This window comes from Alcaligenes sp. RM2, assembly GCF_052931795.1.
This window is the reverse complement of sequence record NZ_JBRFIO010000002.1, coordinates 949,969-962,692: the sequence shown is the minus strand read 5'-3', so window position 1 is coordinate 962,692 and position 12,724 is coordinate 949,969. Positions and strand designations below refer to the sequence as shown.

Here is a 12,724-nt window from a genome sequence, read left to right as displayed (position 1 = left end):
GAACTGTCTACAATCACAGTGGAATACATACAAGATGATACCTGCCAATTCTGGGTCGCTGCCGGTCTTTATGGCAAAATGCGGCGCTTGCAGACCCTTTTACAACGATGGACCCATAACTGAAATGACTGTGGAAACCCTCGCCCAGCAACAGGATCACCAACAGATTCTGGCGCTACTGGCCTCTGAACTGAACATCCGCATCCAACAAGCCGCCTCTACGGTTGAGCTCTTGGACAACGGGGCCACGGTCCCTTTTATTGCCCGTTACCGCAAGGAAGCTACCGGCGGCCTGGACGATAATGTCCTGCGTGATCTGGAAGTGCGCCTGATCTATTTGCGCAATATGCAATCGCGTCGTCATGCCATTCTGGAATCGATCCGCCAGCAAGAAAAACTGACGCCCGAGCTGGAGCAAGCCATTTTGGCGGCTGACACCAAGCAGCGTCTGGAAGACTTATACGCCCCTTACAAGCCCAAGCGCCGTACCCGTGCCCAGATTGCCCGCGAAGCCGGCCTGGAGCCGCTGGCGGACGCCATTCTGGCCCAGAAGGATGCAGACCCTGTGGCGCTGGCCGAAGGCTATCTGAATGCCGAAGCCAAGATCGACACGGCCAAAGCCGCCCTGGACGGTGCCCGCGACATTCTGGCCGAACGCTTTGCCGAGCAGGCCGATCTGCTGGAAGCCATGCGCGACTATCTGTGGAAGTCCGCTCACCTGTACTCCAAGGTTGCCGAAGGCAAGGAACAGGAAGGCGACAAGTTCCGCGACTGGTTCGACTTTAACGAAGCGCTGCGCCAACTACCTTCTCACCGTGTACTGGCTTTGTTGCGCGGTCGTCAGCAAGGTGCACTGGACCTGCGCCTGGGCCTGAACCCCGAGCAGGATGCGCTTCTGCCCCACCCTTGTGTACTGAAAGTCGCCGAGCTGACCGATATTGGCGCTGACTTTTCCGCCGACGCCAGCCCACGCGACCATTGGCTGGCCGAGGTTTGCCGCTGGACCTGGCGCGTCAAGTTGCTGACAGCATTCGAATCCGAACTGATTGGCCGTCTGCGCGAAGAAGCCGAGCAAGAATCCACCCGCGTGTTTGCCGCCAATCTGCGCGATTTGCTGCTGGCAGCCCCCGCTGGCAATAAAGCCGTTCTGGGCCTGGACCCAGGTATTCGTACCGGCGTAAAAGCCGCTGTGATCGATGCAACCGGCAAGGTGCTGGATACCGCCACCGTCTACCCCTTTGAACCCCGTCGTGACCGCGAAGGCGCCATTCGTACCCTGGCCGGCCTGGCGACTCGCTACCAAGTTGAACTGGTGGCGATTGGTAACGGCACAGCGTCACGCGAAACCGAGAAACTGGTTGCCGACCTGCAATCCGCTTTCCCGCAGTTGCCTTTGACCCGCGTGGTCGTGTCCGAGGCGGGCGCTTCGGTGTACTCCGCCTCTGAACTGGCCGCACAAGAATTCCCGGATATGGACGTCAGCCTGCGCGGTGCCGTCTCTATTGCCCGCCGCCTGCAAGACCCACTGGCCGAGCTGGTCAAGATCGACCCCAAATCCATTGGTGTGGGTCAGTACCAGCACGACGTGAACCAGCGCGAACTGGCTCGCAGCCTGGACGCCGTAGTTGAGGATTGTGTGAACGCCGTGGGTGTGGACGTCAACACCGCCTCTGCTCCCCTGCTGGCGCGCGTTTCCGGCCTGAACAACACGCTGGCCAAAAACATCGTCACCTGGCGTGACGAAAACGGTGCCTTCCAAAGCCGCAAGCAGTTGCGTGAAGTGCCGCGCTTTGGTGAAAAAGCCTTTGAACAGGCAGCGGGCTTTTTGCGTATTCCCGGTGCAGCCAACCCTCTGGATGCCTCGGCAGTTCACCCCGAAGCCTACCCGGTTGCCGCCCGCATTCTGGAGCGCCTGCAAACCGAAGCCAGCGATGTCATGGGTAAATCCGGCGCATTGAAAGGCTTGTCGCCTTCGGACTTCACGGATGAACGCTTTGGTTTGCCCACCGTGCGTGATATTTTTAATGAAATTGAAAAGCCCGGTCGCGACCCTCGCCCTGAATTCACCACCGCCAAGTTCCAGGAAGGCATCAACTCCCTGAACGATTTGACGCCCGGCATGATTCTGGAAGGCGTGGTCACCAATGTGGCCAACTTTGGTGCCTTTGTGGACGTGGGTGTGCACCAGGACGGTCTGGTGCATATCTCGGCCCTGTCCGAGACCTTTGTCAAAGATCCGCGTGATGTGGTTCGCGTTGGGCAGACCGTTAAGGTTAAAGTCCAGGAAGTGGATGTAGCTCGTAAGCGTATCGGCTTGACCATGCGCCTGAACGACGACAGCGGCCCTGTGCGTGGTTCCAGCAACACCAGCAACGCACCCCAGCGCCGTTCCGGAAACAATCGCCCCAACCGGCAAGCTGAACCGGCACCGACAGGTGCTATGGCAGCCGCCTTTAGCAAACTTCGGAGATAAGCCATGACTGAGACCGAGCGCCTTTCCCAACTGACGCGTCTGCTCAATCTGCTGACCGGATTTGATCAGAAGGAACAGGATATTGCAGCCATCAGCCAGTCCGTGCTGACAGCCACCGCCAGCCCGACAGCGATGGGTGAGGCGTATGGCAAGCACGCCAAGAACTTAATGGAACACGATCCGGATGGCGCTCTGATCCTGGCCATCAGCTACGAGCTGGACGACTATCTGGCTCTGGCCGATACCGTGGACGAACTGTGGGAAGAGATTCTGGCTGCCTTTGAAAGCCAGGATCTGCCCGCCTTTCCCTACGACGACATGCCTTTTCAGGACGTGGACGGCTTTTTCCAATGGGCGAACGAGCAGTTGCAGGAGTTTCACCCCTCCTACTGCCTGCTGGAATTTGCCCAAAGCTATGACGAGGAATTTCAGCTGATCGTGGTCAAACGCGAGAACCTGGAGGAAATCCTGAGTCTGTGTGAAAAGTTGGATATTCCTGCCCAGCCAGCCGAATAAGGCCAGCAATCCCGGCCTAAACACACCAAGCCCTGCGTGAGCATTCATGCAGGGCTTGATGCTTTTGGCCCGCTTGAATGCCAAGCAGCTCAAAGCGCATTAGTCTAGTCCCGCCATCAACATCAGCAAGCGAGCCTCTTGTGCTCGCTTGGCTGCTTGGCCCAAACATGAACACCCACTTTGCCGGGACCGGCGCAAAGTCAGTTCCAGCGCGGCAAGGTCCAGAAGGAAAAACATGGAGCAAAAACACTGGTCGCAGGTCGAACTCCTGCACGAAACCGTATCCAACCCCAATATCCATGTGCGTGGCACGCACAGCTACTACAGCCATGCCTGGACCGGCAGTTTTGAAGAAAGCGTGGTGCGTTACCTGTACGGGGACGAGTACAGCCTCAAGGCATGGACCTCGCAATGGCCAGTGGACCAGCTCCACATCGGTGACTACGTCTGCATCGGTGCCGAGGCCGTCATCCTGATGGGTGGCAATCACACCCACCGCATGGACTGGTTCAGCCTGTATCCCTTCGTAGACAAAATTACGGAGGCCTACGTTGGCAAAGGTGACACCTACATCCATGACGGTGCCTGGATCGGTATGCGGGCCATGATCATGCCCGGCGTGGTCATTGGTGAAGGTGCCGTAATTGCCTCGGGTGCACTGGTCACCAAGAATGTGGCCCCGTATACGATTGTGGCAGGCAACCCAGCTGTGCCGGTGCGCAAGCGCTTTGAGGACGCAGCGATTGACCGGCTATTGGCCTTGAAGATTTACGACTGGTCGGAAGAGAAATTCACGGCGTTGCGAGATGTGATCTGCGCAGAAGATATTGCAGCATTGGAGCTGGCCAGCCAGGACTGGGATCAGAAGTCCAAAGCCCAAGGGCGACTGGCCTAGGCTCAAGTCCAGGTCTTAAGTCCGAATCCAGATTTCGGGCTCAGAATTCAGAGTTCACGTTCGAATCAGATCTGATTTGGCTTGGTTTGGCTTGGTTTGGCTTGGTTTGACCTGACCTGATTTCAAGAATGAATTTAAGGCCAAAGCCGATTACACGAGCAAGCTCAAGCCAAGCTCCAGCTTTGATCTTCTGCACACGTTCAATACAACGCAGAAAGAACAGCCCCAAAAGTGAGATAGGTCTCTCTTTTGGGGCTGCTCATTTTCAAGCAATCTTCAAGCTGAAGCGTTGCTGCTCAAAGAAGCTTGCTGCCTCCACTGCGGCATCAATCCTGAACAGCCGATCAATCCCACAGTAGACAAACCACTTAGTCGCGCATCGAATCCAAAGCGGCTGCAACGGCATCACGCAGATCTGCCGATACTCGTGCCACTTCTTCACCGGCACAATGGATTTGCAACTCCTGACCTTCCTGCTTGGCAACTTCGGCAAAAGCCGCAGTCTGCAGTGCCTTGATCGCCACACCAGCCTGTTTTGGGTCTGCATAAGAGCGAGACAGAAACAGCTCTTGTCCAGCAGCATCTTGCAGGCGGAAACGGAAGGTGCCGTCTTCGTCGCGGAAGTTCACAAAACGAGCTTTACGAGCCTTGGCTTCAGTCTTGCTAACTGCCACGCTCAAGGGGTCACGCAGGCCCACGGCCGCCTTCAATTCATGGATGAAGGGAGTAGCGTAGGCACGAGCCTTGCGCGCGCCGACTTGCAGCAAATCCTCAATATCCTGGGGACGAGCCATCAAGGCTTCGTAGCGATCACGCATGGGCGCAATCATGGCTTCCAGCAACTGATGCAAGGCATCCTTGGCCTCGCCCCAGGCCATGCCGTCGATCAACTGCTGACGAAAGGCCTGGGTCTGCTCGGGTGTCGCAAATGCCTTGTACAAGGCCGTCAGGTGCGAATCATCGGGATCTTTAGACTCGCCGGGACCTTTGGAGTCCGTCACGATGCGGGCAATGGCTGCCTTCAGTGCCTTGGCACCACCCTCGAACAGAGGAATCGTGTTGTCGTAGCTCTTGGACATCTTGCGGCCATCCAGACCAGGCAAGAGGGCCACGTCCTCTTCCACCTGCACTTCAGGCAATACAAACAGCTCCTTGCCACGGCCATACAGGTGGTTGAAGCTCTTGGCGATATCGCGTGCCATTTCCAGGTGCTGCACCTGATCCCGGCCCACGGGCACCTTGTGGGCATTGAACATCAGGATGTCGGCCGCCATCAGTACGGGGTAGCTGAACAGGCCCATGGTGACGCCATCATCAGGCTCTACGCCCGCCGCTTCATTCTTGTCGACAGAAGCCTTGTAGGCGTGGGCACGGTTCATCAAGCCCTTGCCGGTTACGCAACCCAGCATCCAGGACAGCTCCGGAATTTCCGGAATATCGGATTGACGGTAGAACGTTACTTTTTCCACATCCAGGCCGCAGGCCAGCCAGGTAGCAGCAATCGCACGGCGCGAAATGGCTACGCGCTCCGGATCGTCACATTTGATCAGGGCGTGGTAGTCCGCCATGAAGAAAAATGCGTCGACATCGGCTTGCTGGCTAGCACGGATAGCAGGGCGAATCGCCCCGGCATAATTACCCAAGTGTGGAATACCGGTCGTTGTAACGCCGGTCAGTACTCGTGTCGTCATGATAAAAAATACGCTTATAAAACTACGTGTCAGGGTTCAGGAATCAGACGCGTGGCCAGTGGCCGCGCCCAGCATCCTACAAAATAACTGCCTGGCGCCGTTCTGACTCCAGGTACTCCCGCGATTGCATTTCCATCAAACGCGAGACAGTACGGTGGAACTCATTGGCCATAGGGCCATCCACATACAATTCTTCTTCAGGCACCGCTGCGGACATGATGAACTTCACCTTGTGATCGTAAAAAACGTCGACCAGCCAGGTGAAGCGTCGCGCCGCAGAGGCATCACGCGCCGTCATGCGAGGTACGTCAGACAAAATCACGGTCTGGAAGCGGTTCGCCAGTTCCAGATAGTCGTTTTGCGAACGTGGGCTGACGCACAGGGTCTCGAAATCAAACCAGACGGCTGAACCGGACAAGGCGACCGCTTTTACATCCCGGTTTTCAATACTGAGCACCGGCTCTTGAGGGGCCGTGTCCGACAAGGCGGTGAACATTGATTGCAGCTCTGCGGTGGTCTGCGGGCCCAATGGCGTCAAATAGGTTTTCACCTGCTCCAGAGCACGACGGCGATAATCCACGCCCGTATCCACGTTCATGATATCCATGTTCTTCTGGATCAGCGCAATCGCAGGCAAGATGCGGTCGCGGTGCAGGCCTTCCGGATACAAGGTAGAAGGCTCATAGTTGGAGGTCATCACAAAGGACGTACCGCGCTCGAACAGACCCAGCAGCAGCTTGTACAGAATCATGGCATCGGCCACATCCGAGACGTGGAACTCGTCAAAACAGATCAGGCGATAACGCTTGGCGATACGTTTGGCGACCTCATCCAAGGGATCGCTCATGCCTTTGACCTGATTCAGCTCTTTGTGCACGCCGCGCATGAACTCATGGAAGTGAATCCGAGTTTTGCGCTTGAGCGGCACCGTCAGGTAGAAGGCGTCCATCAGGAAGCTCTTGCCGCGCCCGACCCCACCCCACAGGTACACACCACGCGGCACCTCCGGGCGGGAGAACATACGACGCAAGGCGCTGGAGCGCATTTTGCGAAACTCTACCCACTCGTCGTAATAGCGTTGCAGCCGGTCTATAGCTTGCTCCTGTGCCTGGTCGGCACGGTAGCCTTTTTCCGCTAAAGCCTGATGGTAATACTCGCGAACATTCATATCACTGAAAATAAAAGAACCTGTCCAAGACAGGTAGTAGTCTGCCAGCATGCACTGCGATCCACAGCAGCACCGCTTTTGATGCAGGGTCTGAGCATACTGCGCGGTCAATTATCTCACGCATCGCAACCGCTACGGACTGCTGTGATCAGCCTTTCGTGACGAAAAAAAGGGCGAGCCTGTGCCCGCCCTTTTCCAACAACACCCTGAAAGTCTATCAGAAGTTCAGAGCGCGTTTGTCCACTGCCAAGGCCGCTTCTTTCAGGGCTTCGGACAGGGTTGGGTGAGCATGGCAAATACGGGCGATATCTTCCGACGCGCCACGGAATTCCATGATTGCAACAGCTTCAGCCACCAGCTCGGAAGCCACAGGGCCCACAAAGTGCACGCCCAGAACTTCGTCCGTCTTGGCATCCGCCAGAACCTTCACAAAGCCGGTCGTGTCACCCAGTGCGCGGGCACGGCCGTTAGCCAGGAAGGGGAAGCTGCCAGCGCGGTAAGCACGGCCTTCGGTCTTCAGTTGCTGCTCGGTCTTGCCAACCCAAGCGATTTCGGGCGAGGTGTAGATAACCCAAGGTACAGTGTCGAAGTTGACGTGGGGCTGCTGACCAGCCAGACGCTCGGCCACAGCCACACCTTCCTCTTCGGCTTTGTGAGCCAGCATAGGACCACGCACCACGTCACCCACCGCCCAGATACCTGGCAGGCTGGTGGCGCAATCGTCGTCCACAACCACGAAGCCGCGCTCGTCCAGTTTCAGACCGATGGTGTCTGCACCCAGACCGGCAGTGTTAGGCACACGGCCGATGGATACGATCAGCTTGTCGGCTTCCAGCTTGTGCTCGGCACCAGCGGCGTCCACGTAGTTGATGGTGACCTGTTTGGCAGACTTCTTGATTTCGCCAACTTTCACGCCCACATTGATCTTCAGACCTTGCTTGGTGAAAGCCTTCAGGGCTTCCTTGGCAACGTCGCGATCCACGGCGGAAAGGAACTCGGGAGCACCTTCCAGAATGGTCACTTCGGCACCCAGGCGACGCCACACGCTACCCAGTTCCAGACCAATCACGCCGGCACCGATAACGGCCAGCTTCTTGGGAACCTTGGGCAGACGCAGTGCGCCGTCGTTGGACAGAATTTGCTCTTCGTCGAACTCGGCACCGGGCAAGGCACGAGCCGAGCTACCGGTAGCGATGATGACGTTCTTGGCAACCAGCTCTTCAGCGTTGGCACCGGCCACGTTCACCGACCAGCCGCCGTCAACCTTGGCGCCAAAGGAAGCGGTGCCGTGGAAGAAAGTGACCTTGTTCTTTTTGAACAGGTACAGGATGCCGTCGTTGTTCTGCTTGACGACCACGTCTTTGCGACCGATCAGCTTGTCCAGATTCAGCGATACGCCCTTGACGTCCACACCGTGATCAGCCAGATGCAGATTGGCGTGCTCGAAGTGCTCGGACGATTGCAGCAAGGCCTTGGAAGGAATGCAACCAACGTTGGTGCAAGTACCGCCAGGAGCGGGTTTGCCTTCAGCGGTGGACCATGCGTCCACGCAAGCGACGCTCATACCCAGTTGAGCAGCACGGATGGCGGCGATGTAGCCACCAGGGCCTGCACCAATCACGACAACATCAAATTGCTTAGCCATAAAAAATCCCATAAATGTGAAAAGGCACGCTGGACCGCCCGGAAGTCGGGCGGGAAAGTATCAGGTGGCGAACGCCAACCCCCAGGGCCTTAAACAAAGTCGGCCAAGGCTTAGAAGCAAGCACTTGGCCGTAAACATACTAGACCGAAACTACCGCGTGCTTAGACGTTCAACAGCAGACGCTGTGGATCTTCCAAGGCTTCCTTCATGGCCACCAGACCCAGAACGGCTTCGCGGCCGTCGATGATACGGTGGTCGTAGGACATGGCCAGGTAGTTCATGGGGCGAATCACGATCTGACCGTTTTCCACAACAGCACGGTCCTTGGTGGCGTGAATGCCCAGGATGGCGGACTGAGGTGGGTTGATGATGGGGGTGGACAGCATGGAGCCGAACACGCCACCGTTGGAGATCGAGAAGGTACCGCCTGTCATTTCTTCCAGGGTCAGCTTGCCGTCGCGGGCACGGGCACCGAAGTCAGCGATTTGCTTTTCGATGTCAGCGATGGACATTTGATCAGCGTTACGCAGGATAGGCACCACCAGACCGCGTGGGCTACCAACGGCCACACCGATGTCAAAGTAACCGTGGTAGATGATGTCCTTGCCATCAACCGAGGCGTTCAGTACAGGGTATTTCTTCAGGGCGGCAACAGCAGCCTTGACGAAGAAGGACATGAAGCCCAGTTTCACGCCGTGCTCTTTCTCGAACTGATCTTTGTATTTCTTGCGCAGATCCAGCACAGCTTGCATGTTGACTTCGTTGAACGTGGTCAGCATGGCGTTTTCGGACTGCGACTGCAGCAGACGCTCGGCGATGCGAGCGCGCAGACGGCTCATGGGCACGCGCTGCTCTGGACGGCCGTCCAGGGACAGGGTTGGAGGGGCAACAGGAGCAGCAGCAGGTTTAGCAGCAGCGGCGTTGGCTTCCAGAGCGTCACCCTTGGTGATGCGACCACCACGGCCGGAACCTTCCACGGAGCTGGCTTCCACACCCTTTTCAGCCAGGATCTTGGCAGCAGCAGGCGAAGCAACCGAAGAGGCGGCGGAGCTGGCAGCAGGAGCGGCAGCGGCTGGGGCAGCAGCAGGAGCGGCTTCTTGTGCAGCGGCGGCAGGAGCGGCAGCGCTGGCCTTGCCTTCGGAGTCGATACGGGCCAGCACGTCGCCGGAAGTCACAGTGCTGCCGTTGGCCTTGACGATTTCGCTCAGCACGCCCGAGGCAGGAGCGGGAACTTCCAGCACAACCTTGTCGGTTTCGACTTCGATCAGGATTTCATCAGCCTGGACCATTTCGCCAGGTTGTTTTTTCCACTCCAGCAAAGTGGCTTCGGAGATGGATTCAGAGAGTTGGGGAACCAGAACGTCGGTAATTGCCATGATTATATTTTCCGTATTTAAAATTTAGGGTGCGTTATTTGGTCAGCATGAAGCCTTTGCGAGCGCCGAAAGCCTGCTCCAGCAGCGCCTTTTGTTGTTCCTGGTGTTTGGCCAGGTAACCAACGGCAGGCGAAGCGGACGCGGCACGGCCGGCGTAACCCAGCTTCTGACCTTCGGTCATGTTCTCGTAGATGTGATGCTGAATGTAGAACCATGCACCTTGGTTTTGAGGTTCGTCCTGAACCCAGATAACTTCCTTGGCGTTGCTGTACTTGGCCAGCTCTGCCTGGAAGGCCTTGTGGGCAAACGGATACAACTGCTCCACACGGATAATGGCAATATCGTTGCGCTCCAGCTCTTTACGGTGGTTCACCAGATCGTAGTAAACCTTGCCCGAGCAAGCCAGAACACGTTTGACAGCGGCTGCATCAATTGCCTGATCGGTCTCGCCGATCACGGGCATGAAGTGACCCTCAGCCAGATCGCTCAGTGGCGAGGTAGCGTCTTTATTACGCAGCAAGGACTTGGGCGTCATGATGACCAAAGGCTTGCGGAAAGGACGGATCATCTGACGACGCAGCACGTGGAAGATCTGGGCGCCGTTGGTGGGCTGAACAACCTGGATATTGTTGTCAGCGCACAGTTGCAAGAAGCGCTCGATACGGGCCGAGGAGTGCTCCGGACCCTGACCTTCGTAGCCGTGTGGCAGCATCAGAGTCAGACCGCAATGACGGCCCCACTTGGCTTCACCCGACGTAATGAACTGGTCGATCACAACCTGGGCACCGTTGGCGAAGTCGCCGAACTGAGCTTCCCAGATAGTCAAAATGTTGGGCTCTGCCGAAGCGTAACCGTATTCAAATGCCAGCACGGCTTCTTCGGACAGAACCGAGTCGATCACCGTGAAGTTGGCCTGGCCTTCGGAGACGTTCTGCAAAGGAATGTAGGTGCCGTCGTTCCAGCGCTCACGTTTTTGATCGTGCAGCACAGCGTGACGGTGGGTAAACGTACCACGGCCCGAGTCCTGGCCGGTAATACGGATGGCGTAGCCGTTGTTCACCAAGGTTGCAAAGGCCAAGTGCTCGCCCATGCCCCAGTCCACCTGAGCTTCGCCACGTGCCATGGCACGACGGTCGTTCAGCATGCGGTTGACCAGTGGGTGAACCGTAAAGCCTTCTGGCACGGTGGTCAGTTTTTCACCAATGCGTGTCAGTTCGGACATAGGCAAGGCGGTGTCAGCCTGGTCAGTCCATTTGGCGCCCAGGAAAGCAGACCAGTCGGTGGCGTACTTGTTCTTGTAGTCTGTCAGAACAGGTTCAACCGTGCGCTTGCCATCTTCCATCAGTTGACGGTAAGCCTTGACCAGATCTTCGGGTTCGTTCTCGGACAGAATGCCTTGAGCAACCAGCTTGTCGGCGTACAGTTTGCGTGTACCGTTGTGCTGACCAATCTTCTTGTACATCAGCGGCTGGGTCATCGAAGGAGTGTCTTGCTCGTTGTGGCCCAGTTTGCGGAAGCAAACAATATCAACCACCACGTCGTGTTTGAACTCGCGGCGGAAGTCCAGAGCCAGCTGAGTCACGAACACCACGGCTTCAGGATCGTCGCCGTTCACGTGGAAGACGGGGGCTTCAATCATCTTGACCACGTCCGTGCAATACAGCGTGGAGCGTGTATCGCGAGGATCAGAGGTGGTGAAACCGATCTGGTTGTTAATAACGATGTGCAGCGTACCACCGGTACCGTAGCCACGGGTCTGGGCCAGGTTCAGTGTTTCCATGACCACACCCTGACCGGCAAAAGCCGCGTCACCATGAACCAGCACGGGCAGAACCTGGCTGCCGTCTTCGTCGCTACGACGATCCTGACGAGCACGGACCGACCCCTCGACCACTGGGTTAACAATTTCCAGGTGGGATGGGTTAAAGGCCAGAGACAGGTGAACCGGACCGCCACGAGTGGACAGGTCGCTGGAGAAACCGTTGTGGTACTTCACGTCGCCGTCGGTCAAGCCTTCAGCGTGACGGCCTTCAAACTCGGCAAACAGGTCACCGGGCATCTTGCCCATGATGTTGACCAGCATGTTCAGACGACCACGGTGAGCCATACCCACGATGATTTCCTGAACGCCGTTCTCGCCAGCGTGGTTGACCACTTCATCCATACAAGCGATGAAGCTCTCGCCACCTTCCAGGGAGAAGCGTTTCTGACCGACGTATTTGGTGTGCAGGAAGCGCTCCAGGCCTTCAGCCTCGGTCAGCTGCTGCAAGATGTTGCGTTTTTGCTCAACGTTGAAAGAACCTGTGCCATGCACCGACTCCAGGCGCTGCTGAATCCAGCGCTTGACGACCGGGTCGGAGATGTACATGAATTCTGCGCCCACCGAACGGGAGTACGTATCACGCAAGGCCTTGAGCATGTCGCGCAGCGTCATGGTGTCGGCTTTGGTGAAGTAAGTGTTGGTGGCGGAGTAGACCTGGTCCAGATCTGCTTCGGTCAAACCGTAGAAAGCAGGGTCCAGTTCAGGGATGCTGGGGCGTTCGGAGCGCTTCAGGGGATCCAGATCAGCAATGCGTGCACCCAGGGAGCGGTAAGCAGCAATCATGGACTGAATCGACACTTGCTTCATGGCAACTGTCAGGTCCGGTGCTTGGGCGCTGGTCAGGAAGGCATTGGCTTTGGCACGCTGAGCGAAGGACTCGACAATAGGAGCGTGAGCTTGATCGCGGGTGCTGTCGCGGCCGTCAGTCGCAGGCTGGTGCTGCAGCTGGTCGAAGTACTCGCGCCATTGGTCGGCGACGGAGCCTGGATTGTCGAGGTAGGACTCGTAGAGTTCTTCGACGTAAGGAGCATTGCTCCCGAACAAATAAGAGTTACTGAGCAGTTCTTTTTGCGATGACATTATTACGCTTCACCTATCCGAGTGTTTCACTCGTGTTGAGATGCAGGAAAACCTTCCG

Annotated in this window: 8 protein-coding genes; 3 read left to right on the top strand and 5 right to left on the bottom strand. The window is 57.0% G+C overall.

Annotated elements, in window-relative coordinates; genetic code table 11:
- The first annotated feature begins 124 nt into the window (after positions 1-124).
- From ACU6HM_RS11195 to ACU6HM_RS11185, 3 genes are all read left to right on the top strand, one after another.
- Complete coding sequence (locus ACU6HM_RS11195; protein WP_446763812.1) at positions 125-2,473, top strand: Tex family protein; 2,349 nt, start codon at positions 125-127, stop codon at positions 2,471-2,473.
- Positions 2,474-2,476: 3 nt separating this feature from the next.
- On the top strand, positions 2,477-2,989 hold the full coding sequence (locus tag ACU6HM_RS11190) for a hypothetical protein (protein WP_446763811.1): 513 nt from the start codon (positions 2,477-2,479) through the stop codon (positions 2,987-2,989).
- A 235-nt stretch (positions 2,990-3,224) separates the two neighbouring features.
- Positions 3,225-3,884, top strand: a complete 660-nt coding sequence (locus tag ACU6HM_RS11185; protein WP_009457660.1) for a CatB-related O-acetyltransferase — start codon at positions 3,225-3,227, stop codon at positions 3,882-3,884.
- A 368-nt stretch (positions 3,885-4,252) separates the two neighbouring features.
- Here the strand turns inward: ACU6HM_RS11185 and ACU6HM_RS11180 are convergent, their stop codons facing one another.
- From ACU6HM_RS11180 to ACU6HM_RS11160, 5 genes are all read right to left on the bottom strand, one after another.
- Positions 4,253-5,575, bottom strand: a complete 1,323-nt coding sequence (locus tag ACU6HM_RS11180) for a tryptophan--tRNA ligase (RefSeq protein ID WP_022983551.1) — start codon at positions 5,573-5,575, stop codon at positions 4,253-4,255.
- Positions 5,576-5,651: 76 nt separating this feature from the next.
- Positions 5,652-6,743, bottom strand: a complete 1,092-nt coding sequence (gene zapE, locus ACU6HM_RS11175) for a cell division protein ZapE (protein ID WP_035271417.1) — start codon at positions 6,741-6,743, stop codon at positions 5,652-5,654.
- 217 nt (positions 6,744-6,960) lie between these two features.
- The gene (gene lpdA / locus ACU6HM_RS11170) at positions 6,961-8,388 is read right to left on the bottom strand and encodes a dihydrolipoyl dehydrogenase (protein WP_009457672.1); all 1,428 of its coding nucleotides are present in this window, start codon (positions 8,386-8,388) and stop codon (positions 6,961-6,963) included.
- A gap of 161 nt (positions 8,389-8,549) precedes the next feature.
- Positions 8,550-9,764, bottom strand: a complete 1,215-nt coding sequence (odhB, locus tag ACU6HM_RS11165) for a 2-oxoglutarate dehydrogenase complex dihydrolipoyllysine-residue succinyltransferase (protein WP_009457673.1) — start codon at positions 9,762-9,764, stop codon at positions 8,550-8,552.
- A 34-nt stretch (positions 9,765-9,798) separates the two neighbouring features.
- A complete protein-coding gene (locus ACU6HM_RS11160) occupies positions 9,799-12,666 on the bottom strand; it encodes a 2-oxoglutarate dehydrogenase E1 component (RefSeq protein WP_009457674.1) in 2,868 nt (955 codons plus the stop codon).
- Positions 12,667-12,724: the final 58 nt, after the last annotated feature.